This is a genomic window from Leptolyngbya sp. GGD, from assembly GCF_026735145.1.
Classification (GTDB): Bacteria; Cyanobacteriota; Cyanobacteriia; order Leptolyngbyales; family Leptolyngbyaceae; genus Leptolyngbya; species Leptolyngbya boryana.
The window spans coordinates 81,109-107,945 of the sequence record NZ_JAPQKE010000013.1 but is presented as its reverse complement, the minus strand read 5'-3'; the positions used below and the strand labels follow the sequence as shown (position 1 = coordinate 107,945).

17 protein-coding genes are annotated in these 26,837 nt (G+C 45.3%); 8 read left to right on the top strand and 9 right to left on the bottom strand.

Annotated features, from left to right (window positions below; genetic code table 11):
* Positions 1-3 precede the first annotated feature (3 nt).
* Positions 4-2,634, bottom strand: coding sequence for a CHAT domain-containing protein (locus OU814_RS30290; RefSeq protein ID WP_268243173.1), 2,631 nt, complete (start codon positions 2,632-2,634; stop codon positions 4-6).
* A 123-nt stretch (positions 2,635-2,757) separates the two neighbouring features.
* On the opposite strand from OU814_RS30290, the gene OU814_RS30285 reads away from it, so the two are divergent.
* On the top strand, positions 2,758-5,787 hold the full coding sequence (locus OU814_RS30285; protein WP_268243172.1) for a two-partner secretion domain-containing protein: 3,030 nt from the start codon (positions 2,758-2,760) through the stop codon (positions 5,785-5,787).
* 1 nt (position 5,788) lies between these two features.
* On the opposite strand, the gene OU814_RS30280 is transcribed toward OU814_RS30285, so the two are convergent.
* A complete protein-coding gene (locus tag OU814_RS30280; protein ID WP_268243171.1) occupies positions 5,789-7,210 on the bottom strand; it encodes a S1C family serine protease in 1,422 nt (473 codons plus the stop codon).
* Positions 7,211-7,407: 197 nt separating this feature from the next.
* Here OU814_RS30280 and OU814_RS30275 point away from each other — a divergent pair, with 197 nt between their 5' ends.
* Both OU814_RS30275 and OU814_RS30270 read left to right on the top strand, forming a co-directional pair.
* Complete coding sequence (locus OU814_RS30275; RefSeq protein WP_268243170.1) at positions 7,408-7,737, top strand: hypothetical protein; 330 nt, start codon at positions 7,408-7,410, stop codon at positions 7,735-7,737.
* 300 nt (positions 7,738-8,037) lie between these two features.
* Positions 8,038-10,704 (top strand): two-partner secretion domain-containing protein, encoded by a 2,667-nt coding sequence (locus tag OU814_RS30270; RefSeq protein ID WP_268243169.1) that lies wholly within the window; start codon positions 8,038-8,040, stop codon positions 10,702-10,704.
* On the opposite strand, the gene OU814_RS30265 is transcribed toward OU814_RS30270, so the two are convergent.
* A complete protein-coding gene (locus OU814_RS30265; RefSeq protein ID WP_268243168.1) occupies positions 10,694-11,035 on the bottom strand; it encodes a hypothetical protein in 342 nt (113 codons plus the stop codon). The genes OU814_RS30270 and OU814_RS30265 overlap by 11 nt on opposite strands.
* Before the next feature lie 527 nt (positions 11,036-11,562).
* Here OU814_RS30265 and OU814_RS30260 point away from each other — a divergent pair.
* A complete protein-coding gene (locus tag OU814_RS30260) occupies positions 11,563-13,278 on the top strand; it encodes a ShlB/FhaC/HecB family hemolysin secretion/activation protein (RefSeq protein WP_268243167.1) in 1,716 nt (571 codons plus the stop codon).
* Positions 13,279-13,281: 3 nt separating this feature from the next.
* Here the strand turns inward: OU814_RS30260 and OU814_RS30255 are convergent, their stop codons facing one another.
* The 6 genes from OU814_RS30255 to OU814_RS30230 form a co-directional block, all read right to left on the bottom strand.
* Positions 13,282-16,998: a two-partner secretion domain-containing protein gene (locus tag OU814_RS30255; RefSeq protein ID WP_268243166.1), complete on the bottom strand. Its 3,717-nt coding sequence runs from the start codon at positions 16,996-16,998 to the stop codon at positions 13,282-13,284.
* 72 nt (positions 16,999-17,070) lie between these two features.
* Positions 17,071-17,361, bottom strand: a complete 291-nt coding sequence (locus OU814_RS30250) for a Mo-dependent nitrogenase C-terminal domain-containing protein (RefSeq protein WP_268243165.1) — start codon at positions 17,359-17,361, stop codon at positions 17,071-17,073.
* 23 nt (positions 17,362-17,384) lie between these two features.
* Positions 17,385-18,140 carry a thioredoxin family protein gene (locus OU814_RS30245; RefSeq protein ID WP_268243164.1) on the bottom strand — a complete coding sequence of 252 codons (756 nt, stop codon included), beginning with the start codon at positions 18,138-18,140 and terminating at the stop codon, positions 17,385-17,387.
* A 29-nt stretch (positions 18,141-18,169) separates the two neighbouring features.
* A complete protein-coding gene (locus OU814_RS30240; protein ID WP_268243163.1) occupies positions 18,170-19,501 on the bottom strand; it encodes an HlyD family secretion protein in 1,332 nt (443 codons plus the stop codon).
* Between the two features lie 4 nt (positions 19,502-19,505).
* Positions 19,506-21,695 carry a peptidase domain-containing ABC transporter gene (locus OU814_RS30235; protein WP_268243162.1) on the bottom strand — a complete coding sequence of 730 codons (2,190 nt, stop codon included), beginning with the start codon at positions 21,693-21,695 and terminating at the stop codon, positions 19,506-19,508.
* A 114-nt stretch (positions 21,696-21,809) separates the two neighbouring features.
* Positions 21,810-21,977, bottom strand: a complete 168-nt coding sequence (locus OU814_RS30230; RefSeq protein WP_268243161.1) for a hypothetical protein — start codon at positions 21,975-21,977, stop codon at positions 21,810-21,812.
* Positions 21,978-22,262: 285 nt separating this feature from the next.
* Between OU814_RS30230 and OU814_RS30225 the strand changes: the two genes are divergently transcribed.
* The 4 genes from OU814_RS30225 (at position 22,263) to OU814_RS30210 (ending at position 26,806) form a co-directional block, all read left to right on the top strand.
* The gene (locus OU814_RS30225; RefSeq protein ID WP_268243160.1) at positions 22,263-22,790 is read left to right on the top strand and encodes an FHA domain-containing protein; all 528 of its coding nucleotides are present in this window, start codon (positions 22,263-22,265) and stop codon (positions 22,788-22,790) included.
* Between the two features lie 24 nt (positions 22,791-22,814).
* Positions 22,815-24,872 (top strand): FHA domain-containing protein, encoded by a 2,058-nt coding sequence (locus OU814_RS30220; protein ID WP_268243159.1) that lies wholly within the window; start codon positions 22,815-22,817, stop codon positions 24,870-24,872.
* A 32-nt stretch (positions 24,873-24,904) separates the two neighbouring features.
* Positions 24,905-25,354 (top strand): hypothetical protein, encoded by a 450-nt coding sequence (locus tag OU814_RS30215; protein WP_268243158.1) that lies wholly within the window; start codon positions 24,905-24,907, stop codon positions 25,352-25,354.
* A 96-nt stretch (positions 25,355-25,450) separates the two neighbouring features.
* Positions 25,451-26,806: a protein kinase domain-containing protein gene (locus OU814_RS30210; protein ID WP_268243157.1), complete on the top strand. Its 1,356-nt coding sequence runs from the start codon at positions 25,451-25,453 to the stop codon at positions 26,804-26,806.
* Positions 26,807-26,837 lie beyond the last annotated feature (31 nt).

Sequence of the window (26,837 nt, the reverse complement as noted above, 5' to 3'; positions counted from 1 at the left end):
AGCCTATAGCCAATTCCCGACAAGAATTAGAGCTGACCAATATCCAGGATGCACCGATTTATCGATTAAATCAATCTGTGCCTTCTGGATTGCTTTCGCTTTACTCACCCCTGGCTTTCTAAGATTGTGATAGAACTGTTGAACAATGGCGGCGGCTTGTTCGTCATTGATAAACCAGAGGGATGCTAATGCACTTTTCACTCCTGCTTGAATCGCAACACCTGCGAGTCCTAAAATCGCGCGATCGTCTCCGGTTCCAGTTTGGCAGGCAGTGAGCATGAGTAGCTCGATCGGGGTACGAGTGTCTGAACGTTCTCGTAAGATCTGCTCAAAATCGACGATCGTCAACCGTTGCCCATCTCCTGTGACGAGAAAAGTATCTTTGGGATCAGCTCCAAACTGTCCGTGGGTGGTGAAGTGGATAATGGGATAGGGATAAGCTTTGATTAGATTTCTGAGGTTATCTTTGCGGAGGTCAAATCGTTGACTTCCGGGAAGTTCGGCTAGAACTGATTTCAACTCAGAATCCGCAGAGTCTAATTTTCGATAAATTTGCTTTGTGTCTTGGAGCGTGACGGATTCTGTTACTCCTAATGCTAGAGCCCGAAGATTGGAACGATCGAAAGGTGTGACATCAATTGAACTGAGACTCGGCGCAGTGACGACCATGTATTTCTGAATTAAATATTGCTGTCCATCATGTAAGGCAGCCATTGGAATACTTCTTAAGAGTCCATCCTGAACAAACAGCAGTGTATCAATATTGTCTTTGAGGTAAGAAGCAACAGGTTGAATCAAATCTTGATACAGCGACTTAGCTAGCGTTTGATCGAATCCTTCTTTGGCGCTAACTCGTTCTAATCCTTGTCGAAATTTAGTGATCTTGTCTCTCATGTCTTCTTCTTCCATGGAAACAGAAATGGTGTGCTGTTCCTGAGCTGGCAGACTGAGAACAACAATCAGTTGCTTCGGCAGAAGAATGTGATGGAAAATCGCGGTTTTCCGGTTTTGTGTTGAATTTGCGACGACTTGTTGAATCAGATCGATTCTGCCTGCTTCGGTTGTGACGTTATTGGGAGAGCGTCTGATTTCTGCAATCACACAGTCGTTTCCGAAGTAGTTTTGTAGTTCTGCTAGTCTGAGCGATTCGATCGTAGTCAAAACTCGTGCAATATTTTCTCTCGATTGTACAGGTTGAGAAGGTTCCGTTTTTTGCTGTTTCAGTTGGCTGCTGGTTGATTCAGGTCTGACTCTTAAGGCAATCAGTTCTCGGTAGACAGGCTCTACGGTTTTGCGAAAGTCAAATTGTAAATCTGCATTGGTGCTAAGAATGTCACTGCGAATTTCTTCTAGAGTTTGGACTGCTCTTTCATAGGCTGCGATCGCAGCTTTCGTATTTTTGATTTCTCTTGCAAGCAGCCGTCCAATCTGCCATTCCCAGAGATATAAACTATCTTTTGCATCCTGTATTTTTGCTGCTGCAAAGACAGCTTCTCGAGTCCATTTGAGTGCGTCTTCAAATTTCTCCTGCTTTTCGTAGAGCATTCCAAGTTCGCCTAACGCGAAGGATTTTGCGCGATTGTCTTGTAGTTGGGTGGAGAGGTCGATCGCGGTTTTCAAGAGAGTTTCTGCTTGAACAGGATCTTCAGAGTACCTTGCGAGATCAATAGTTGCGTAGATGCGTGCTCGATCTTGTGGCACTTTATCGAGGAGTTCGATCGCTGGTTGCAGCAGGGATGATGCAAGGGGATCTTTATCTCGGATGTAAATAGGGATCAAGCTCAATAGAGAGCGAACTTCTCCGGAGTAATCTTGTTGAGATTGGGCGAGGGTTCGGCTTTCTTCTAGTTTTTTTATGGCTTGCTTCTCATCTGCTTTTGCAGCTTGAGTCAGTCGCGCTGCTTCACCTTGGGGTGTGAATTCGCCAGTTGAGACGCGAGGGGCACGAGCTTCGGCGGATTCTGCCCGTCGAGAAAAGAGTCTGGCGCGGCTGAGATAGGCATTTGCTAGCCCATTGAGGGCTGAGATGCGGTAAGGGGGATTGTTTTGTGTTAGTGCTAAGGCTTGGTTCAGGTAGTCGATCGCTTGTTCAGAGTCTCCAGTTAAGCGATACGCATCTCCTAAGCTGCCGAATGCTGCTGCTAGACTTTTGTCTTCTTTGATCTGCTGCGCCAGTTGGACGGCGCTAGTATTCGTACATTTTTCTCGGATTTCTGGGGCGCAGAGCAGTGCGATCGCTTGTCTGGGTTGCCCAATGCTGCTGTAGAGTTGGGCTTGTTCGATCAAGGCTCGGCTGAGCTTCGGGAGATTGCTATCGCGTCTATAGTGTGCAATCAATTGTTTCCAAGTGTTGATTGCTTCACCGTTTTGATTAGCTTGCTGGTAGGCTCTAGCGATGTTTTCGAGGACGATCGCTTGATTGGTGGGGTCTTTGCTGTATGCGGGTAATGCAGCTTGCCAGGTTTTGATTGCTTCTGCGTAGTTTTTGGCTTCATACCGGGCGATCCCCTGTTGGACAAGTTGGGCAGGATCGAGCGAGTGTGCGACTTGTCCGAGAAACATGGCACTGATGAGACTGCCAGTAAACAAGAGAACGAGCCAACGATGCAGTCGAAAATGGGGGCGAAACTTCATTCGATGCACTCCACAGCATTAATATATACTTAGCTTTCTAAAGAAAATATTACTGGGTTCGGCTTGTACTGTCAGCTTCTTTCACATTATTGTTTGAATTAAATTATTTCAGAGGTGCGATCGATGCTAAAGGTCATCGGGTTACTTGGAATTGTTAGCACGCTAATGACTACGATTCCTGCGATCGCTGAATTGACGAGTGATGGTTCGACGGATACGGTCGTGACTCCGAGTGGAGCAGTTTTTAATATTACTGGTGGGACGACAGTTGGGGGTCGGAATCTATTTCATAGTTTCGATCGCTTTGATGTTCCAACTCTAGGCGCGGCAAATTTTCTCAATGATCCTGGGATTGTTAATATCTTTTCGCGGGTGACGGGTGGAAAGGTTTCGGAAATTGATGGAGTTCTGCGATCGCGAGGTGCTGCCAATCTTTTCTTGATGAATCCGAGCGGGATTGTGTTTGGTCAGAATGCGAGTTTGGATATTGGGGGATCGTTTGTTGCGACGACAGCAAATGGGATTCGGTTTCAAAACAACGGAGAATTCTCTCAGACTTCAGTCATTGATTCTCAGAATCCATTACTCTCTATTGATCCTTCTGCTTTCTTTTTCAATCGGATTCCAAGTGAACAGATCGAGAATCGCTCTAAAGTCAATGCAGGACTTTATCCATCAAACCCTTTCAACCTATCAGGATTGAGGGTAAAACAGGGTAGGAGCCTGATCTTACTTGGCGGCAATCTATCAATTGATGGAGGTGGATTAGTTGCACTAGAGGGGCACCTTGAGTTAGGAGCAGCAGGCATTGGGGAAATTGGGTTGCTCAAAGATAACACGATTTTTCGCCTAGATTTTCCAAAGAAGCTGGCACAAACAGACATAACCTTGTCAAATCAGGCAAGTCTAATTGTTGCAGGTAATCAGCGAGGGAGTATTGCTATTAATGCTCGAAATATTCGGCTTGCGGACTCTAGCACAATTGAGGCAGGAATCGGCCCTAGATTAGGCACAGTAGGTAATCAATCAGGCGATATCGCAATCCGCGCCAACGGAGAATTGTCTCTTAGAGGCAATAGCTCTATCCGAAATCAAGTTTACTCTGAAGCAACAGGAAACAGCGGTAACATTAGTGTTCAAGCACAATCAATGACTTTTCGAGAAGCAAGTCAGATTTTAGCAGGTACACTGGGAAGAGGAAACTCAGGCAATGTGATAATTGAAGTTGAAGGGAAAATAGACCTGATTGGAGTCATTCTTGGACAAGGCACAAGTTTCACATCAAGCGGTCTATTCGCTCGTGTTGAGCCTGGTGCCCGAGGAAATGCAGGGGATATCACAGTCAATGCCAACCAGATTCTTGTCCAAGACGGAGCGCAAATATCAACTCGATCACGGGGCGAAGGTCGAGCAGGAAACTTAACTCTCAATGCGGGCGAAAGTGTAGAACTTATTGGGGCACGACCTGGAACCGCAATACGTAGTCGACTGATTACAGCAGGTTTTTCAAGTTCTGAAAGGGGAGGTGATATTACGATCAATACTATGAACTTTGCTGTCAAAGATGGCGCAATCGCAGTAGCTTCCACATTTGGTAACGGACAAGCAGGAAACTTAACTGTCAATGCAACTCAGTCCGTGGAACTCAGCGGAGCAGTAAACAATAACAGAAGCTCTCTTTTTTCTCAGACTAGTGGCTCTGGTCAAGCGGGTAATCTATTAATTAATACTAATCGATTGACAATTCAAGATGGAGCGATCGTATCTACTTCTACGTCCGGAGAAGGACAAGCAGGTAATTTAGTTGTAAACGCTGAAACAGTAAAACTAAGGAGTATCTCATTAGATGGAAGATTTAGAAGCGCCTTGGCTGCTGAGACAAGTGGGGAAGGCAATGCTGCAAATCTAGTTATTCAGGCTAAAAGGCTCTCAATCGAGGATGGAGCCGTAATCTCAACTGTAACAACCAGAGGGGGGTTGGGTGGTAACATAAGAATCATAGCAGATGAAGTAGAACTCATTGGGGTTGCTTCAAACGGTTTTCGTAGCGGTATATCAAGCGAATCTGGAGATATTGAAAAAGGGAGAAATGCAGGTAATATAAAACTAGAATCTGGACTGTTAAGTATCAAAAATGGAGCAATTATCTCATCTTCTACGTTTGGCAAAGGACAAGGAGGAAATGTCGAAGTCATTGCAGATACTATTGAACTAATTGGTATCTCAGAAAGTAATCAATTCCGCAGTGCGATCGCTAGCGAAACATTGGGTGATGCAGCTCAAGGAAATGCAGGTAAGATTTCAATCAACAGTGAGAAGTTTCGCGTAATTGATCAAGGAATTGTATCTACTGCCACCTCCAGCCAAGGTTATGGAGGAGACTTAAGTATTACCTCTAGATCTATTGTGCTAGTCAATGATGCACGCATTGTCGCAACAAGTCTGGGCGAAGGCAAAGCGGGAAACATTGCAATTAAGGTCAAGCGAGATATAAATGTTATAAATAGCCAGATCGCTGCAGAATCACAAAAAACTGAAGGTGGTGACATTAATATTGCTAGCAGATATATCATTCTGCGAGGTGACAGTCGTATCAGAACAGATTTAACCACTGGACAAGCAAAAGGAGGAGATATCAATCTGACAACGGATGCAATTGTTGCTCTCGAAAATGGTGATATTCTTGCGTTTGCACCTGAAGGCACAGGTGGCAACATTATTCTCAATACTCGCGCTTTTCTGAGTGCTCCCCTCTATCGTTCAATGCCTTTTAGACTTGAGCGCTCTGCTCTAGAAGCGTTACTTAACAATGATCAAGCTGATATTAACGCCACTGGTACTATTAGTGGTGAGATCGTTGGTATTCCTAATATTACCTTTCTCCAAAATAGTCTTACTCAACTTTCACAGAATGCAATCAACACTAACACTCTTCTCACTAATAGCTGCATCATCCGCAACCAGAAGAACGGTGCATTCTACATCGTAGGTAGAGGCGGACTCATCCCAAAGCCTAGTGAACTCTCAAACTACTCAACTGGAACGATTCAGGCAACCTCATCAAGTGAGAAGCGGGGACAAGCGATCGTTGAACCGCAAGCAGTCTATCCACTCCCCGATGGTCGCTTGATCCTGAGCCGAGAATGTTCATAACCTAGCGATTCTGGGCGGATTGTTGCGATCGCGCAGTGACATTATGAAGCGAGAAAAAGAACGTTCCTCGTTCTCCTGGATTTACAGTACTGACAATCAGCGAATACTCACCATCTTTAGGCAATTGAATCTGTACCGTATCCTGCCGACCTGCTTTGCCACTGGCAACTAATTTCCCTGATGGATCATATACTGCCAGATAAGGCTCAAAATCAAACTGATGTAACGCAACCGCGATCGCTCGTCCTGCTTTGCCAGGAAACATATAACGCCGATAGAAAGAGCCATCTGATAAGCGTGGATCGCTCGGCGTGAGTTTTGCCTGTTCAACCAGCACAGGCAGAGAAGTCTGTAACCGATATCGCCCAAGCTGTCCGGGATTCGCAGAATTTGCAATCACCGTATAAGTTCCACGTTGGGGCAAACTTACCAAAAACTGCGCTGCTTCACCCTGCTTGCTTTGCGCTTGACGAATCAACTCTCCATTCGTTCCTAACAACATCAAGTAAGACCCAATCTCAGCACTCGTCATGCTGAGCATCACAGGTTGATCCGCCTCTCCTTCAAACTTATAAATATCTGCTCGGCTCCCATCACAGTAAAGATGACTCGATACTTGTAAATTCCCCTGCTGCGTTCCGCCCAAAGGTAACTGAGATGCTAACAATGCTGACGTTCCAACGGGGATTAGGTATTTTCCCAAAACCGGAGAAAGATTCTCTTTCATCGCTTGTATCAGTGCGTGTACTCGATCCACTGAAATTGCCAGATTAATTCCCACGTTTTCGTTCAGTCCCTTCAGAGTATTAATTGCTAAAAGCTCGCCGCGATGATTTAATAATGCGCCTCCAGAATTCCCAGGACTAATTGAAGCATCCGTTTGTACAAAACCGCGATCGCTATCGAGATTACTGACAATTCCTTGTGTAATCGAAGAAGGTTTAATTCCTCTCGGATAACCGATCGCATAAACTCGCTGCCCCCGCTGAATCGAGTGTGGTGTTGCAAACTTGATTGTAGGTAAATTCGCCGTTTCGATTTTTAGCATCGCCAGATCGAGACAATCTGGGCTGCCCATTGATACAACTGTCGCCGCAAATTTCCGCCCATTTTGTAGTTCAACCTCGATTTGCCGCGCACCTGCTACAACATGAGCATTCGTCACAATTAAGCCATTCGCATCGACAATTACACCACTTCCCCGTCCTTCTTCAGTCGAGATATATACGACAGAGGGAGCTGCTTTACGATAAACATCTTCAGCCGAAGCATTACTCTCCTGCGCTTGCACTACACGAGAAGAATCTAACCCTGGAATAGTCAAAGCAAATTCGCTGACCGTGGCAGCGACGATCGCAGTTTGAGCAGCAATCAGTCCAGAAGCAACGAAGCGAGTGAGATGGAAAGAAGGCTTGCGAATCATCCAGAAAGCTCCTTAATTTTTATGCCCATGTCTAGACAATACAGCCCGCATTTCGTCAAAACACCGCAACTTTTTGCCAAAACGATCGCCGATTTCTGCACTCAAACCTTCCAGATTTCAACATCACATCCACAGATAAATACAGCGCTTTTCATGCAAACGATTTCTAGTATATCGGTATCCTTTTCGAGCTAATTATGCAACTCAAATTCTCGTTTATCTCGTCTATGCTCACCGCTGCGATGCTGTTCACATCGATCGCGCCTGCAACCGCGCATTCTACTTGCGATCGCAATGCTGATCCGAATCAGACACCAGCTTGCACAGATTCGGATCGACAGAAATATCTCGCTCAAGCTATCGCTCAAGTCGTCTATCTCTACTATCAGCACACCGGACAGGCCATCCCAGTGACCAGCCAAACTGTAGTAGAAGTGATGCGAATCGTTGGAGCATCCAGATCAGAGGCGGCATTTGTCGTCGATCAAATGGTTGCGAATGTGCGTGCCCTCTTCGCACCACTTTAGCCGAGCATAGGTTCAGCCCACTTAATAATTGCAATTTTCGGCAATGATGTGTTCTCAAATTCTGTCACTGTAAGAGTAAAGTTTCTTCTTAATGCGCTAGTGTTCGGAGAAGTAGAGAATGCTAGAAACTAAAACGGCTGAATCAGTCTGGCTTTTGTTCGATCGCGCTTGTCTATAGGTTTGCTTGAAGCCGCTTGGCAGGAGATTTTTTTAGTGATAGATTAGCCTTGACCACGTTTGCGTAAAATTACGTAAGGTGTTAATTGCTTTACGCTGTGTGCAAGCATTAGAGGCATCACCGTGACGAATTTAGGTTGGCTGAGCCATCGAATTTGGCAGATTGGAGCGACAATCGCGATATTCGGAGCAATGATTGTGCCTACTGGGGCACAGATTGTTCCAGATAGTACGTTGGGCAATGAGCGATCGCAATTCAATCCTTTCGATCCTCAAACTGATGTGATCGAAGGCGGAGCTATCCGAGGAGCAAACCTATTCCATAGTTTTCGAGAGTTCAATGTTGCAGCAGGGCGAAGTGTTTACTTTCTGAGTCCTAGCGCAGGAATTCAAAACATTTTGGCTCGGGTGACAGGCAGCAATCCATCCCAGATTTTAGGGCAACTCGGAACAGCAGGTCTTGATGGAAATCTTTTAACTGTTGCAAATGCCAATCTATTTCTAATGAACCCGAATGGGATTGTGTTCGGGAAAGATGCCTCCTTAGATGTCGATCGCTCTTTTTTCGCAACAACCGCAGATGGAATTCAATTTAGCGATCGTGGAACATTCAGCGCGAGTCGTCCTGAAGGGGTTGTTGATGTTTTAACGATCAATCCTTCTGCCTTTCTGTTTAACCGAGCTGCTGTAGGCGATATCACAGTCAGAGCCAGTGCTCCGATCAGGACTGGTAGCTCTCTTTTAGGATTACGCGTTCCAAATGGACAGAATCTTACACTACTAGGTGGCAATGTGAATATTGAGGGAGGGCAGTTAAATGCTTTTGAGGGACGGGTGGAGATTGGGGCAGTTTCAGGGACAGGCGCGATTGGAGTCAATGAAAATGGTAGCTTGAGGTTTCTAGAGAGTGTCGATCGAGCAGATGTTATATTGAACGATCTTGCGAGAGTTGATGTGGCACTCTCGGACAAAGGCAGCATTGGAATTACAGCTAAAAATATAGTTTTAGAACGCAGTAGTCTTTTGGCTGGTATTGACTCATCAAGGAGTACAGCCAAAAGTCAAGCTGGAAATATTATTCTTAACGCAACTGAAGATGTGCACCTAAGAGAAGCAAGTCGCATTCAAAACGATGTCAATGGAGGAACTAGCGGGAACGGAGGGAAATTAGATATTACTGCAAATTCCTTAGCGATAAATGAAGGCTCTCAAATCAGCGCGAGTGTCTTTGGTACAGGAAATGCAGGCAACGTGATCATACAAATCAGGGATCGTATCGAAATAAGCGGCACCACTGCAAACGGACAGAGCGTGAGTACGATTTTCAGCACTGTTGAACCAGAGGGAGAGGGCAGCGGTGGAAATATAGAGATCTCTGCTAACACGCTCGAACTCAGCAATGGTGGACAAATTGCTGCGGGTACGAGAGGTAAAGGTGCTGCAGGGAATATAATCATTAAGGTACAAGAGCGCTTAACTTTGACAGCAATAGATGGACAGATTGGCAGTGGTCTGCTTAGTCTTGTTGCACCAGGGGGAGAGGGCAACGGTGGAAATATAGACATCTCTGCTAACATGCTCGAACTCAGCAATGGATCGCAACTCACTACAATTACAAGCGGCAAAGGCAATGCGGGTAATATCTTGTTAGGTAAGGCAGCGCAGCCGATTCGCGTCATCTCAATCTCTGGAGCGAATGTTACTAATGGTCTGTCAAGTGCGCTTTTAACTTCAACAAACAATGCTAATCTAGGCGGCAATATCCAAATTTTTGCAGACACATTCCGGATCTCGGATGGTGCTGTCACAGATGCTCGAACTTATGCAACTGGTAATAGCGGTACAGTTCATATCAATGCTCGTACGATCGAACTGCTGAGCGGCGCTCAGCTTTTAGCCATCACTGAAGGCAGTGGCTCAGCAAACACAATTACCCTAAACGCAACTGATCAGCTTTTTATCTCTGGCATCGATCCAACCTATAACGATCGCTTAGCTCGATTTGGATCTAGAGTTGCACCGATCAGCCCTGAAAGTGGAATTTATACTCGCTCACGCGCCTCTGGAAACGCAGGTCAAGCGGGCAACATCAACATTATAGCCCCCCGGATTCAACTCGATGATCGAGCCAGAATCGATGCCCAATCCGCAACTGTCAATGGAGGCAACATCAACATCCAATCTACCAACCGTCTAATTCTGCGTAACAGGAGCCAAATCTCTGCGAGTGCAGACACAGGAGGAAATGGCGGCAACTTGAATATCAATGCAGGATTTCTCATTGCGATTCCCAAAGAGGATAGTGATATTAGCGCGAATGCACTGCGTGGCAGCGGTGGTAGGGTAACTATCTCAACATCAGGTGGCATTTTAGGGATTGAATCTCGTCCTGAAGCGACTGAACTGAGTGATATTACTGCGAGTTCTGGTGTTGGCTTCAGTGGTACAGTTACTTTGGCGAGTCCAGATGTTAGCAATCTCCAAAACAATCTGACACAACTCCCTCAAACCGCGATCGACACAAACAGCCTCGTATCAAATAGTTGCATTGTTCGCGATCGCCAAAATGGCACCTTCTATATTACAGGCAGAAGTGGATTCCCGACCAATCCTGGCGAACTCTCGACTTATTCAACCGGAACCATTCAGCCTGTAAATCCCACCTCAACCTGGAACAAAGGAGATGCGATCGTTGAACCTCAAGGAGTCTATCCTCTTGCAGATGGTCAACTTGTCATGAGTCGAGAATGCTCTTCATCGATCTCCTCAAAAAGCAATTCTAAAAAGTAATCTGAATGAATGGGACTAGAATCTTATCTGCCTCTGTCGATCGACGAACCATTTGAATGCGATCGGTCATCTGCTTTGACAGTTCATCCAAGTCCTGTTGATCAGGAAACGGATTGATACCCGTCGGGCATTTATCAGTTGGAAAGGGAAAGGGTTGATTATTTGGACAGAACGGTGTAACAACTCCGCCCAAAGGTGCTGCTGATCGGCTAGAGGCAGAGGTTTCAGGAACAGAAGCAGCGTATCCTGTAGGCATGACTGCGATTGAGCTAACCGTCGCGATCGCAGTTCCCATCATCAATGCTTTGAAGCTTGCTAGTTGCTTAGACATCATACTTTCCTCAAAATAGAACGCTCCATCAGAAACGCTTTTTGTGGCTCTCAAGCATTCAGCTTATTTCAACCGTTTTGGTGTGTTTCTGACTTGACTGCAAGCATAAAATGGCAATCGCAGCCAATCATATGAGATTTCTGTCAGTTTCATGGCTGAAAGTGGCGGACTACTATGCAGAAATCTGCAAAGAAGTAATTGGCACCTAATTAATTAAAGCGCGAATCAATGGGATGCGAATTGTGTGATCCCTAAATTACGTGGAGACTTTCTATCCTGTCGTCTACAGAATGATCACAGGATGCTGAGTTATTTTAAGTCTTTCATGGTAACTTATTGGAGTGTTCCTCTAACACACTTCCTGCGCTAACTGCTTGGGAGCATGGAGAAGCAAGTCGGTCGTTGATTCACTTTTGCCTTTGCAAAAGTGAGCAAATTGAGAAATGAGTACTAATATCAACTTAATATTGAAGCAATTCCGAATGAAAGCAAGCCATTTGAATGCTACCTTGTGCATCAGCGGGGTTATGTTTGTATGTGCTACAGACCTGGTTTTACGGGGTGCGATCGTAGTTGCTCAACTTCCTCCCGATGGCGTTCGTGTTCCTTCTAGTATTCAAGAACGCATCGATCAAACTACCCCAACGCCTAACGAAACGCCGCTCCCACAACCAAACTCACCTGCACCGATCTCAGATCCACTGCCTAAGCCAGCACAGCCTACTCCAGCCGATCCATCGCCTCTATCTAACGTTAAATTTCCAGTTAAGCAAATCAAGATAGTTGGTAACACTGTATTAACGGATGAGATTAACAAACTCAGAGATCAGTTTTTAGCAGATCATCGGCAAGGTGCAGTTTTTGAGGATTTGATTGAACTGCGATCGCGAATTACTGAGCTTTACATTAAAGAGGGCTACATTACATCGGGTGCTTTCCTTGCCAATAACCAATTTCTTAGTGATGGGATTGTCGAAATTCGAGTGGTCGAAGGAACGTTAGAGCAGCTTGAAGTTGTCGGCGCAAAACTTCGGGTGAATCAAGGATATGTGGAAAGCCGTTTAGCCCAAGCAACTCAAACTCCCCTCAATCAGAATCAACTAAGAACGGCTCTACAGCTCTTGCAACTGAACCCACTGTTTGAGCAGGTGAATGCGACTTTAACCGCAGGCAGTGCGCCAGGACAAAGCCGTTTGCGAGTCGAACTGAAAGAGGCTCCGCCGATCAGTGCAGGTTTAGTTTTCAATAACTATCAATCTCCGAGTGTTGGCTCTTATCAAGGCAGTGTTTTTGTTCAACACAATAATCTACTAGGTTTGGGAGATCGCTTTAAGGCAGAATATGGGCGAACTGGGGGGTTGAATCTCTACAGTTTTGATTATGCGATTCCGCTCAGTCCCAGTGATACGACGCTCAACCTGCGTTACAGCAATAACAATAGCAACATTACTGAGTCTCCTTTTGATGATTTAGGCATTCGCAGTCGAGCGGAGACAATCAGTATGGCAATCCGTCAGCCGATTGTGCGATCGCCACAAACTGAGTTTGCTGTTTCATTGGGACTTGATTTGCGCCGGAGCCGGACTTTTCTGTTGGATAATATTCCCTTTTCATTTTCAGAAGGGCCAGAGGATGGGCGATCGAAGGTGTCAGTGATTCGATTTGCGCAGGATTGGCTAAATCGTGGGGCGAATCGAGTGTTAGCTGCGCGATCGCAGTTTAGTGTTGGGATTGATGCGTTTGATGCCACGATCAATGATTCGGGGACAGATGGGCAGTTCTTTGCTTGGTTGGGTCAGTTTCAATGGGTGCAGCGGTTGGGCAATCAGCCGGGTAGCCCGGTGTTGGTAAATCGTATTAATGCTCAATTGACTCCTGATTCTCTATTGTCACTGGAGCGATTTAGCTTGGGGGGAGTAGATACGGTGCGGGGCTATCGCCAGAATCAGGTTGTGACGGACAATGGGGTGACAGGCTCGATCGAGTTGCGGGTTCCGGTAACTCGAAATCCAGAGATACTGCAATTGACTCCATTTTTTGAGATTGGGGGCGGCTGGAATAATCGCACTGAGGATCCTGATCCGCAGTTACTTGCGAGTTTGGGTTTAGGTATACAGTGGCGGATTAATCCCAGGTTAGATTTTCAGTTTGATTATGGGGTTCCGTTGATCTTTGCCAAGGATGAGGGGAATACGCTACAGGATAAAGGGTTTACATTTTCGATTCAGTATCAACTTTTTTAGCTGCTACTGGCATTCACGACTCATGATGTAGCGACCATCTGCGAGTTGATAGATTCCTTGGGGTTCCACGATCTCACTGTTTGATCGTTCTGTTGGCTGAATGGTTCCCGTTGGGAAAGGAGCGAGTGCAAGATCACCGGGTCGAATAGGCAATCCACTAGAGCCTTTGATGAAAAATGCGCCAGTAGTGCGATCACGGACGATACAGCTATTGGCAAGGAGAGTGTTAGTGTCGATCGAGTTCTGTATAAGTTGTGCCAAGCCATTTTGTAAAGCGCCGTTATCCGGCGCATTAATCGCGATGGTTCCTGTAACACCGAGATTTGAGCTGGCTGTAATGTCACTTAAGGCAGTCGGTTTAGTACGAGATTCTAATCCAAAAATTCCTTGAGAATTAATGACAATTTTGCCGCCTGAGCCTTGAAATGCATTTGCGATAATGTCACTGTTTTCTTTAGGGATTGCCACAATGAACTGCGCATTGATATTGATGTTTCCACCATTTCCTGCACCTGCTGCAAGCCCCGCAGTTGCAGAAATACTACCCTGACGACGAAGTAGAAGCCAATCGGTACTCAAAGTAACGTTTCCCCCATCTGTTGCCTGAGATTCTGCACTAATAATGGCTTGATCTCGAATCGTAATTCGAGGCGCGTTGAGAATAATATTACCAGCAGAGCCAGTTGCACTAGAGAAAACTGAAAGGCTGCTTTTTTCCGAAGTAGAACCAACTCGTCCTGCCCCAAATTGTTCAACTCGTTTGAAGTAAGTTGAATCAATTCCCGCAATTGTTGCAGCCTCGCTAGCGTTAATAGTAATTGTACCTGCCGAACCGCTTCTAGCACTTGTCGTAAAGATTTGACCCCCGTTCACAATTTCAAGCGTTCCTAAATCGAGGTTAATATTGCCGCCTCGCTTATCATTAAATGTTCGGGCATCAATGATGCCTCCAGCACCCACAATGAGCAATGGAGATTTGATATTAATATTTCCTCCAACTCCAGTTCCAATCCTATCGGTATCCCCAGTTGTTGAGAAAATTGCGCTAGCATAACCTCCATCAAAACGATTCTCTGCTGCCCCAGCAACAAGAACAGATCGAGTTCCCTCAATGGTGATATTTCCTGCATCCCCCTGCCCAAAGGTACTTGCATCAATTTGTGCTCCGTTGCGTAGTTCCAATAATGGAGTAGAAATATAGATATCTCCACCTTGTCCTACTGCATTTTTGCTAGAAACCCTAGTTTTAGCAAAGCTAGAATCGAAAAGGACGCGATCGCTTGTATTGATGACAATATTGCCAGCATTACCAATACCAGAAGTATCACTGAGTAGTTGCGTTTCGTTGAATAACTCTAAGGTGCTTGTTGAGAGTTTCAAGTCTCCAGCATTTCCTCGACCATTTTCGCCAACTCTACTAGAAATCGAATTAAAAAAAACAAAAGAAAAAGATGTGCCATTAGAGGCTGTTGCTGTTCTAAACCCAGTTGTACTTGTAATGCGATCGCGAGCATTAATCACTACATCCCCAGCATCTCCTGTACCAGCATTACTAGCCGTAATTTGTCCTCCGTTCTTTAAATCTAAAGAGCCTGTAGTAATCCGAATATCACCTCCTTGCCCAGCAGCATCTTTCTCCACAGTACTAAAAATGCCATTAAGCAGCAGACCAAAAGGCTTTTGGTCTTTAATTGTGATTTGATCTCGCACTTCGATTTCTATATTTCCTGCACTCCCTTTACCAAAGGTCGCTGAACTGAGCTGAGAACTATTTGAGAGTTCTAAGCCCTTCGCTGAGATCCAAATATCTCCACTTTGTCCAATTGCATCTGTATCGATACTACTGAAAATCAAAGAGTTATCTAACGTAGCTTGATTATCAATTTTGAGAATTATATTGCCTGCATTTCCCTTACTAAGTGTACGAGTAGAAATTCGAGAGTCTTTTAATTCTAAAGTACCAGCGAAAATGTTGATTCCACCCCGTTCTGTACTCTCTTGGTTTTGGCTGCTAACTTGGCTGACTATAAAACTTCGATTCAAAGAGGCACGATCTCGAACATTCAGAATCACCCTACCTGCTGCCCCTTGTCCTCCCGTTGATGAACTCAATCCTGCTCCATTCAGCAATTGTAAAGCCCCAGTCTCAACATTAATATCTCCAGCTTCTCCAATTGAACCCTGTCTCGCATCGTTATTGATCGCTGTGGGAATAAACCCACCATTTGACAGAGCAATTCCGCCTTGCAGAACAATGCGATCGCGAGCATTAATAGTTATATCTCCCCCATTCCCTTCCCCAGAAATTCCCGCTGTTATCAGTCCTCCCCTAGTCATTTCTAGAGAACGAGTTGTAATCTTAATATCCCCACCTGCTCCAATCGCATTTTCTTCTACTGTACTAAATATTCCACTTTGATTAAGACTATTGCCATTTCTTACAAGAACACGATCACGAGCATTAATGAGAATATTGCCTGCATCTCCTTCCCCAAAAGTAGCAGCACTAAGTTGCGAACTATTATTTAGATCTAATGTACTGGTATCGAGAATGATATTTCCAGCCTGTCCGATCGCATTAGTGCCCACACGGCTAAAAATTAATGACTGATTTTCTAGAGAGATGTTCTCCCTAGTTTGAATTGTAATGTTTCCAGCACTACCTTTGCCAAAAGTGCTAGAACTTAAATACGAATTATCAGATAAAGAGAGCGATCTTGCTGTAATATTCAAATCTCCAGCATTGCCACTCTGAGTGTTATAAACATCATTGCGAATAACACTTCTTGCTCTAATATTGACATTATCAGTTGCATTGACTGTAATATTGCCTGCCTTGTGATCAAAAGATTCTTGTTCCTGTAGAGTTCCAGCCAGAATTTGGCTGTTTCCCAAGATATTGACATCGCGAGCATTAATCGCTAAGTTTCCACTGTTTTTAGCTGTTCTAACAGTCGCTATCGACTGATTCTGCAACGTGACATTTCCACGTGTTAAATTCTCCGGAAAACTAAGAGTTATGGCTTTTCCTTCCTGGCTAATCGCTACTTTACCTGATGCTATCAATCCGCCTAATTCAATCTGTCCCCCAAGCGCCGACAAAATTTCTCTATCTAAACTTATATCTCCACCTAGCAAGACTAAGCTTTGACTACTAGGAACTCGTAGAACACCACCTGACGCGGCGATTTGTGCTCCTGCTTGAACCTGAGTAAACAGAAAAGCAGAGGGATCAATTGTTAAAACTGAATTTGGTGGATTAGCCGTGTCGAAAGAACCACGATCACCAAATTGAATTGCATTAGCAGTCGTTGCGACAAATGAACCATTGACATCTAAACTACCAGTCTGACCGAACAAAATGCCATTCGGATTCATCAGAAAGAGATTCGCGTCACCCAATACACCAAGCCGACCGAAAATCTCACTCCCCTCTGCACCCGTCACTCGACTAAAAATATTCTTAATCCCATCTGGGTTTGCAAAGTAAGCCCCTCGTCCCACCGGAATATTAAATCTGAGAAAGCTATGAAACAGATTCGCGCCCTGGCTTGAGCCGCCTTGAATCAGAGTACTCGGCAATCCCCGAATCGTCGTCTCTTGAATCGTCGAGTTACTAGCACCTAATGTACTATCAGGCACGATCGCACTCTGCCCCCAAACCGGAGCCGCGCTCATTCCACAAATGACGATCGCAAAACCAAAGCTCAATCGTTTCATGCCACAACGCACCCTGCAAACTTGATATCTTTTCAAAGAATCACATGAGAGCCATTGAAATGCAAGCTCTGTTTAACTTGACTCATCCGAATGCAAATAAGTCAGCGATCGAAGACGCAGATGAATCAATTGTCGATAAAACGGATTAAACTTGCAAAGGGCAGGAATCTGAATACAGTAACCAAACAGAGAAATTTTACGCTCGAAAGGACAGCGATCGGGAATAATCTGGCAAATCAACTGCGCCATTTTAGGACTTGTAATCTCAATGTTTTCTAAGCGCGATCTTAGTAAATTGAGTAAGTTAAACATGCTCATCAAATCATAAAATTTGAAGTACAAGCCCTGCTCCAAATTGCTCATTCGGAGCAGGACAAAATCGTAGCTTAAAGTCTTGCAAGATGATTATTCAGAACCTTGACTAAAACGGGCTTCGGAACCACACCCGCAATCTGATCAATCACATGACCTGCATTCACAATTAGCAAAGTTGGAAAACAATTAATCCCATAGTGCATCATGATTGCAGGATTTTTCTCAATATCGACCTTGATTACTTTGAACTTGCCAGAAAACTGCTCTGCTAGCTCATTCACAATCGGAGCCATCGCTACGCAAGGCTCACACTTCTCAGCCACAAAATCAACCACAACCGGCAATTCACTCGCTGCAATCTCTTGTTTGAATTTCGAAATCGCTTGAGGATCATCCGCCATCACCTGAAATCCTCCAAGAACAACCCCTAATAGCTCATTCCCAAACTGCACAAAATCCTTTGCAGCACTTCGAGACGACCTTGTAGAACTCACAGCAACAATCCATTCTGTCTCTGCTACTTCAGCAGGTGCAGTCTTAAAAATCAGCTCAGCAAACGTAGCTAGATTCAGTGTTCTCACTAACTTCAATCGCTCGATCGTATCGTGATGTACTTGAAATCCTTTCTGAGTAGCAGACATCGGCACAAAGATAAACCGTTGATCCGTTAAATGGCAAAGATATTGCTGCTCAGAACGCAAGCGATATCCCATTCCTTGCTTTTCAGCCGCAGTGACTTTGAACGAAAAGAAATGCATCTCTTGCGGTTGTAACTCGATCGATTGCGACGCAACAGGTGCATACTCAGAAATTGAATTTGCAAACATGGTTAATTTCTCCAAATTGTGTGAAAAAACTACAGATCAGTCCAGAGCCGTGCTTTCCGAAGTACAAATTGTAGGAAAGTCTCTTCTTTTGAAACAATATTCGCTGTGGCTTCCATCCCCGTTTGAATCCGACATTGCCGTTGCTGATTCGTCAGCATCGTTTGATCCAAACTAATCGTGACAGCAAAAGTACGATCGTTTCCTCCTGCTCCCGTTGCCTGCGTCGCATTAGCAGTCCCACTCCCCGACTGCGATGAACTCGCATCCGGTGCGATCGCACTCACCTTCCCCGGCAACACACCAAACTCAGAGTAAGGACAAGCTTCCACTCGGAGTTGAGCAAGTTGCCCAATCTCCACCTTATCAATGTCCTGATTTGCCACTCTCGCCTTCGCAACAAGAGCCGTATTCGCTGGAGCAATTTGAGCAATACTATCGCCAGGACGCACTACTTGATTCGCATTTAGAAGACTCAACTGAAACACCGTTCCATCACTCGTTGCTCGAATCACGGTCTTCTTTAGGTCACGCTCAATTTGCTGCTGCTCTTTCTGATCCCGAATCAATTGTGCTTTTAGCTCCGCTTGCCGTTGAACGAGTGCTTCTTGATCGCGATTTAACGTGGCGATCGTCGATTCTCCCTTCGCCTTTTGCTGAGCGACATTTTCTTGAGAAATCGCGATTGTTGCCTGAGTCGGATTCGCGGCAGCAGTAGCCCGCTCTAATTTAGCTTGTGCAGTCTGAACAGCAGTTTCTTTCTCCTTAGCTTGTCGCTCTGAAACAGCCCCACTGGTATAAAGCTGCTGATAGCGAACCCATTCATCTTTGGCAAGATCTAAAGTCACTTTGGCATCTTGAACCTCAGCTTGAGAGGATAGAAGCTTTTCTTGATAGTCATTCTGAGCGCGTCGAATCTCTGCTTCAGCAGACGCGATCGAGCGATCGGTAGAATTCGATTCTGCTAGCAACTGACGTTGCACTGAGCGGATCTGAGCGTCCAATTGAGAGAGTTGAACCTGGCTTTGCTGAATGTTACTCCGAAGCTGACTACTTTGCGTTTGTAGCTTAGAATCTTCTAAATAAGCAATCACATCTCCTCGCTTCACAGACTGGTTTTCTTTCACCATAATTTGCTTTACTGTTCCTTCCATTTCTGCTTGCACCACTCGCAACTCTCCAGAAGGGCGCACCGTTGAACTCGCTTTAACGGAAACGTTATATTTCGTGACGGCTGAAAGTGCGATCGCAATGCCAATCGTACTAACTAGAAATATTCCACCTAACGAAGTCCAACGGCTGATTGAGGGTAAAAAATCATCGGTTCGGATTGATTGAATTGAATCAGAAGAAAGACTGTTCATGGCATTATGCTACTTGTGCTTCAGACGTATAGAGATGTTCTAATTGATTGTTTGCCTTCGCTAATATTTCTGCTCGGCTGCCTTGAAGTTTGAGTTGCCCTTGGTCAAGTAATACAATCCAATCTGCGCGGCGGATCACAGAAGGACGATGACTGATAAATAACGTTGTTTTTCCTTGACGCTGCTGAAGAAGTTGATCCATCAAAGCCGCTTCACTTGCCGGATCAAGCCCAGAAGTGGATTCGTCTAGAATTAATACAGGAGGATCTTGAACAATTGCACGAGAGATTGCTAATCTTTGTCGCTGCCCACCCGAAAGATTCGCTGCGAATTCTCCTAAAATCGTCTGATATTTATTCGGCAATTTACTAATAAAATCATCGGCTCCAGTCAGACGGCAGCTTTCAACAATCTCATCAAAAGTTGCATCCGGCGCAGCTAAGCGGAAGTTATCAATAATTGATCGGTTCCAAAAATGCGCGTCTTGAACGACCAGCACAACTTGCTGACGTAAGCTCGATAAGGATAAATCTGCTTGATTATAGTTGCCAATCCGAATATTTCCTGTGCTCAGCGGATAGAGTCCTGCCAGAAGTTTCACAAGAGTACTTTTTCCACAGCCAGATTGCCCAATCAGCGCAGTAACTTGCCCTCCCGGAATCTGAACTGAGAAGTTCTCTAAGATTGGAGTACCATCAGCATAATCGAAACTGACATTATTGAGCGAGATCGCTGCATCAGGTGAAATCGTTGCACTAGGTCGATCAGGATGATTCGCATCTTCAGGAGTCGCTTGTGTCACCTCTGAGAGCCGTTCAGTTGCAGCTTTGACTCGCGTCAGTTCATCGACAAATCCAATCACTGTTGTGATCAAGAGTGTCAAATTATCATTCATGGCTTTGAAGGCAAAGAGTTGTCCAATACTTAACTGCTCCGCTGGCGAGATGACTAATTGCCCACCAAACCACAGCAAGCCAATTCCGCCTGCACTTGCAACGAGTCCAGAAAAGCTATTGTTGAAGATACCAATCTGATTCGTGCGGAGATTCAAAGTAGTTAATCGACTAAAACGATTCTGAAATTCTCCCCAAAATTGTGGAGTTGCAACCAGCGTCTTAACAGTTAATGCCCCCTTGAAAGTTTCAACCAGCACACCTTGGTTTTCTGCTTCTACTGCTAGTGACTGCTGCAGTTTACGCTGTAAGCTCGGTTGAAAGATCACTACAGAAACCGTCATCAGCAACACAACTGCGATCGCGAAAACGCTCAGTTTCCAACTATAAAACAACATTAATCCAAGCGAGATGAGTGCCACGAAGAACCGACTCGGCAAACTCACAATTGTTTGAGAAACGAGATAGTTGAGCTGTTGAATATCTTGCAAGCGACTGAGAACTTCTCCGCTCCGCCTCGATTCGTAGTAACTCAAGGGCAATCGTAGAATTTGCTTGCAAAAATCAAGCACTAACCCCAGTTCTAATCGCTGAGCAAAGTGAGTGATCAAATTAGACTGCACTAGCTCTAGTAAATTATTCACAACCAGAATCGCGATGACCGCGATCGCGATTGTGTTAAGAAGTTTCAAGTCTCCTCGAACTAGCACATCATCTGTGAGGAGCTGCATTAAGATAGGTGACGCAAGTGAAAGAAATCCGACTACAACATTGATCAAAAATGCTTGAGTTAAAATACCACGATAAGCTGAAAGTCTAGACCAGAAATAATTGTAACGCTGGCTCTTAGAATTGCGATCGGGTTGTCCTTGCTCCTCTTTTCCAAAGCGAGTGGGATCAGGTTCAAGCAGCAGCATGACCCAATCATTCCAACCTTCTGCGAGTTCTATAGCAGAGAGATAGCGAATTCCCACTCCTGGATCGGCAACTACAAAATCACGACCTTTTTTTCCATATAGAACAACCCAATGGGTTCCTTGCCAATGCAAAATTGCAGGTAAAGGTGCTTCTAGAATGCGATCGAGCACATTAGGAGCGGCTTTAACCGGACGAGCATTAAAGCCCAATTTTTCAGAGCCTTGCTGAAGTCCCCAGAGGTTTGCCCCAGACTGCCCAGTCCCTACCCAGTCTCGAACCTGTTTCAGATTGACTTTGGAACCATAGTGTTTCGCGATCGTGGTTAGACAAGCGGCTCCGCAGTCAGCTTCACCTTGTTGTCGGATGCAATGGTATCTTTTCATAATTCTCTTGTCATTGCGGGTTTAGGAAAGAGGTGCCTCTTGTCGAAACACCTCTGTTCTCTAACAGCTATCTCTCGAGAGATGATGCGTTTCTATTCGGACAACTACCCAGGATTAGTAGCAGCGAATTGCAGTGTAGGATTGAAAAAAGCAACCGTACCAGTAGCATACTCGCCGCCAAAGCCGAACATAATAGCAATAGCGACCACCATTCAATGTTGCAGCTTCGTCTTCGGTCAATGGAGTAAAGATTGCATCGTTGTTGTTGCTGTTCGTTGCCATGATTGTTTCTCCTATGTTTAGAAGTAGGTTATTCGCAACTTCAGAACCAGGTTTAAGTGATTGCTCGGTTGCTTGATTTATAGATTAGGAGATTCGCAATGCAGATAGATTTGATATTTCTGTCAAGATCGTTGTACTTTTCTGCAATCTCATTCGCTTAAACCAGCCAGCAAGTCTGCAGAAAGCACCGATAGCTTACTTCAGCTATTCCTCTAGCCTTAAAAATAAATCACTTCAAGACTCCTTGGTGATTATCCACATTCTCACATCTGGGTTGAATCGATCATGCAGCGCCTTACTCTGGAATGGCAGGAAGAAAATCGCAACTGTTCACAAACACTCTCATTACAAGATCAAACCAAATTTCCTCGCAGCATCCGAATCGGACGAGATCGAGATCGCTGTGATGTGATCTTGCAGCACCCCGATCCCAACATTGCTAGAACCGTCTCTGGTCTGCATCTCGAACTCTTTTGGAACGATCAAGTCCAGCAATTCTACATTCGTAACCTCACGCGCGATCGCACTCCTCCCAACCCTGCGATCGTCAATGGACAAACTGTAATCACCCAAGAAGTTCCGATTGCAGAAAACTGCCAAATCAAACTCGGAAAACTGACACTTCGGGTCAAAGTACTAGACTTAAACTTACAGAATACTCAGCAGATCGGGATTGCTAACACAACATCGCGGTTTGTCTGCAAATGTACGAATCCCAAAGGAGCGCACCTGCTCCCGGCTGACTATGCCCTCCTGACCTGCCACTGTGGATACCAAGTCCTCGGCGCTAGTGTCATCTATGACGGAAATTAGACATCATTCATCAGGTTTTAGGCGATGCAAATTCAACTCACATGGGACGATCCCATCACTGAAGAACAACAGCAGCACCAATTTGAAACTCCGATCGCGCTGGGTCGAGAACTCGCGCAGCTACCGACAACGAACCATGGACAACCTGTTTCCCAAGTTGTCCTACTTGATGCCAACCAAAAAATCTCACGGTTTCATGCCTGGATTGCCGATCAGAACAATCAACTCATCATTGAGGATCGCAGTGCGAACGGTTCTATTCTAAATGGTCAAAAAATCAAGGGTCAGCAGCATCCCCTCCAGAATGGCGATGTGCTACAAGTTGGTTCGTACAACATTACAATTACTATCCCGCAATCTCTAAGTCAAGCGACGATCGTAGACGCAAGTCTTTCGACAATTGCACAGCCTAGACTTTCAACAATCGTTGCACCTTTGACTGAAATTACCTCTGCGGCGGAAGTTTCAGCCCCTCCTCCATCCACGATCGTCTTTCATCCTGAAACCGATGCGATCGAGACTCAGGAAAATCTTCTTTCACCTTTACATCGCTCATTCTTTCCACCTCCCGCTCTATTTGCAGCCGATCGAGTTTCAGTCTCTGCACTTCATGCATCTGGCTATCCAGTTGATGAAATCGACTATGCAGCGATCGGGGGTGGGATGGGCAGCTTTGTTTGGGTCGATACACTGCGGATTGCAGGTGTGAAACCAGAGCAGATTGCAGTTCTAAGTATTCAAGAAAAGCCTTATAAACGGTACGAAACACTGCTGCGAAACTGTCAAATCCCTCGATATAAGCGCATTCGATCTGGATCTGATTCTTGCCCAGATAACATCTGGGGATGGCCCGGTTATGCTTTGCGCGATGCTTGTCGATCAGTCAGTACTGGACAACTCGGAGCCGCACTTGGATTTCTATGGCAAGTCTTTTCAGAACCCGTGCTAGCAGATACCTATACGCCAAGAGCGAGAGATGTCTTTGACGCAATGGATCGAGAAGCGACTCGAATTAGCTGGGATCGCATGTGGCGCTATGGCAGTGTTCGCAGCATTCGCAAGACCGAAGATGGGCGCTATGTGATTGCTTATTCTGCAACTCGTCCTCCTGGTGCGCCGAACTATCGATTTTTGATCGCACGCTATGTTCATCTCTGTACAGGTTATCCTGCGCTCAAGCTGCTTCCTGACTTACAGAATTATCGTGAAACGACTCAAGACTTAAAATCGGTTGTCCAAGGCTACGAGCCACATGACCATATCTTTGAGCATCTAGAAAAGTATGGAGGAACTGTCCTCGTTCGAGGATTTGGCATTGTTGGATCGCAAATTCTCGATCGCGTCTACGAAGCCCGAAAACAAAATCCTAATATTACTTTAGTTCATTTGAGCCGTTCCCCGAAGCGTGGTAATCAGTTTGGAGTTGCTAAGCGATATGTCGAGAATCAGTGGGAGTTTCAGCCATTCAATTGGCCCAAAGCAACTTGGGGAGGGGATATGAGATCGCGCTTAGAAGCGTCTGATCCTCTGCAACGTCGAGAGCTTTTAGAATCTTGGGGAGGAACAACGACGGCGAGTCGAGGACGTTGGCGACAAATCGTAAAACAAGGCATTCGAGAGGGGTGGTATATCCTCAAGTTTGGTCAAGTTGAGAAAGTAGAACGTAGTGCGAATGGTAAACCGATTACATTCGTCAGAAATCGTGAGTATGCAGGGTTCGACAAGATTGAAGCAGATTTTGTGATTGATTGTACAGGATTAGTCTCGAATCCTAGAGACAACCCACTGCTGAATGATTTGATCACTCACTACAATCTCGATCTCAATCCGCAAGGGCGGTTACACGTTGAGAATAGCTTCGAGATCAAGAAAATGCGAAACGATCGTGCCCGCATGTATGCTGCTGGGATCATCACGCTTGGAGGTCCTTATGCTCCTGTCGATACCTTTTTAGGATTACAGTACGCTGCCCATCGAGCGACCGAGAGTTTAGCTCAATTTCGCGCCCCGAATGTGCATTATATCGAAGGAATGCGATCACTCTGGCAATGGTTCAAGTGGGCAGCAAATCAAGCTCCCTAGTAACAATTATAAATTGAAAAGAGGTAGTAGCAATGACCCCAACTTTAATTGGACGGTGGCAAACTCGAACATTTTTGCTAACAACGATTGGGATTTTCATCAGCTTTCTGTTTAGTCAAGGATACATTGGCCATGCCCCTGGAACTGTCTACTTTTGGGTTGTACTTTACGTTTGGGGATTTGGAGTCGTTTGGGATATTTTATATCATCGTCTCCAGCAATATCTCTGGGATCATGATTGGCCCGGTGTCTTTCAGTTCGCGGCAGCGATCGTGGAAGGGCTATTTCTAGCTGGAGTCATTCGCTGGATTGGGTTACCAGGGACAGCAGATGCGGCTCAACATCTCGATCGCTTTTTCTGGCACTACAGTCTAGTCTGGCTTGCGATTTACATCTCATCTTGGGTGCTGATGCGGCTACTCTTTCCGCGTTGGCGATTTCGGGGCGGAGAATGGGTCGGACGCTGGGCAAGAACGCCTTGATCATTAACGATTCTGGCACTGAGACTGGCAGAAAAATGCAATCTTTGAAAGCTTGATTCGGGTGATGATTGTTCCGTGACCTAAAGCGAAGTAACTATGAGCCAGCTTTTAACACCCACACAGCGCATCTACACCACAACGGGTCTTCCTTGCCAAGTCGAGGAGCTTTTAGGCAGTGGAACTCAAGGTGAAGTCTATCGAACTCAGCTAAGCGATCGACCTGTAGCCCTAAAATGGTTTTACTCTTACTACATTCATCAGGATGTTGGGTTACTAGATCGTCTCAGTGAAGTTGTGCATTTAGGAGCGCCCAACGATCGTTTTCTCTGGCCATTGGCAATCGTCACTTCTCCTGAAATCGCTGGATTTGGCTATATCATGCGGCTGAGAGAAGCAGGCTACCGTAGCATTTCAGATTTAGTCAAGCGAGAAGTAAAACTGAATTTTCGTACACTCGCGACGATTGGGCTAGAACTTGCAGATAGCTTTTTACAACTTCATGCTCATGGCTTGTGTTATCGCGATATTTCATTTAGTAATGTCTTCTTTCATCCGCATACTGGAAAAATCTTAATTAGCGACAACGATAACGTCACGATCGACCAATCGACGAGTGGAGGCATTCTCGGAACGCCGGATTTTATGGCTCCAGAAGTTGTTCGCCGTGAAGCTTTGCCCAGTAAGCGCACTGACTTATATTCGCTTGCAGTCTTACTTTTTTACCTCTTTCATAATCACCATCCCCTCTATGGCAAAAAAGTATTAGACATTCCCTGTCTTGATTTGCCTGCTCGGATGCAGCTTTGTGGTCATGATCCAGTGTTCATCTTTGACCCAGATAACTTATCTAACGCTGCTCTCTCGGAAACTTCTGAATCCGACGATGCAAGTCGTGAAGCGGGGGCGAATGCGATCGCGTTTTGGTCAATCTATCCTGAATTTCTCAAGTCACTCTTTGTGCAATCTTTTACGATTGGGCTGCGCGATCCAGAACAAGGACGAGTGCGAGAAAGTATGTGGCGCTCTGTCATGGTCAAACTTCGAGACTCGATTTTCTACTGCTCACACTGTCAAGCAGAAAATTTCCACGATATCGAATCATTCAGAACAGCAGTTGGGAGTACTAAATCTTGCTGGCATTGTCATGAACCTTTGCAAGTCCCTCCTAGAATCCGGATTGATGCGACAAATATTGTTGTGCTGAATTTTGATACCTTTTTGTATCCGCATCATCTTAAACCCGATCGTCTTTATGATTTTTCTCAGCCCTTAGCACGGGTGCTTCCCCACTTCGATCGTGCTGAACTGATTCTGCAAAACCTTTCTGAAACACCTTGGACAGCAATTTCATCTGATGGAAACGTCCAAGAAATTCAACCTCTGCAAATGCTGCCTTTACACTCAGGACTCAAAATTCTTTTCGGCAGCGCAATGGGCGAAATCCGCATGTAGTCGCCCAACTTTCACAAAAAACTACAAACTT

Bases quoted from the DNA above. Each gene is read 5' to 3' on its own strand.
- OU814_RS30235 (WP_268243162.1), bottom strand. From the start codon at position 21,695: ATGAAAAGATACCATTGCATCCGACAACAAGGTGAAGCTGACTGCGGA.
- OU814_RS30290 (WP_268243173.1), bottom strand. From the start codon at position 2,634: ATGAAGTTTCGCCCCCATTTTCGACTGCATCGTTGGCTCGTTCTCTTG.
- OU814_RS30255 (WP_268243166.1), bottom strand. From the start codon at position 16,998: ATGAAACGATTGAGCTTTGGTTTTGCGATCGTCATTTGTGGAATGAGC.
- OU814_RS30260 (WP_268243167.1), top strand. From the start codon at position 11,563: ATGTTTGTATGTGCTACAGACCTGGTTTTACGGGGTGCGATCGTAGTT.
- OU814_RS30280 (WP_268243171.1), bottom strand. From the start codon at position 7,210: ATGATTCGCAAGCCTTCTTTCCATCTCACTCGCTTCGTTGCTTCTGGA.
- OU814_RS30285 (WP_268243172.1), top strand. From the start codon at position 2,758: ATGCTAAAGGTCATCGGGTTACTTGGAATTGTTAGCACGCTAATGACT.
- OU814_RS30265 (WP_268243168.1), bottom strand. From the start codon at position 11,035: ATGTCTAAGCAACTAGCAAGCTTCAAAGCATTGATGATGGGAACTGCG.
- OU814_RS30230 (WP_268243161.1), bottom strand. From the start codon at position 21,977: ATGGCAACGAACAGCAACAACAACGATGCAATCTTTACTCCATTGACC.
- OU814_RS30250 (WP_268243165.1), bottom strand. From the start codon at position 17,361: ATGAGCAATTTGGAGCAGGGCTTGTACTTCAAATTTTATGATTTGATG.
- OU814_RS30210 (WP_268243157.1), top strand. From the start codon at position 25,451: ATGAGCCAGCTTTTAACACCCACACAGCGCATCTACACCACAACGGGT.
- OU814_RS30245 (WP_268243164.1), bottom strand. From the start codon at position 18,140: ATGTTTGCAAATTCAATTTCTGAGTATGCACCTGTTGCGTCGCAATCG.
- OU814_RS30220 (WP_268243159.1), top strand. From the start codon at position 22,815: ATGCAAATTCAACTCACATGGGACGATCCCATCACTGAAGAACAACAG.
- OU814_RS30225 (WP_268243160.1), top strand. From the start codon at position 22,263: ATGCAGCGCCTTACTCTGGAATGGCAGGAAGAAAATCGCAACTGTTCA.
- OU814_RS30275 (WP_268243170.1), top strand. From the start codon at position 7,408: ATGCAACTCAAATTCTCGTTTATCTCGTCTATGCTCACCGCTGCGATG.
- OU814_RS30240 (WP_268243163.1), bottom strand. From the start codon at position 19,501: ATGAACAGTCTTTCTTCTGATTCAATTCAATCAATCCGAACCGATGAT.
- OU814_RS30215 (WP_268243158.1), top strand. From the start codon at position 24,905: ATGACCCCAACTTTAATTGGACGGTGGCAAACTCGAACATTTTTGCTA.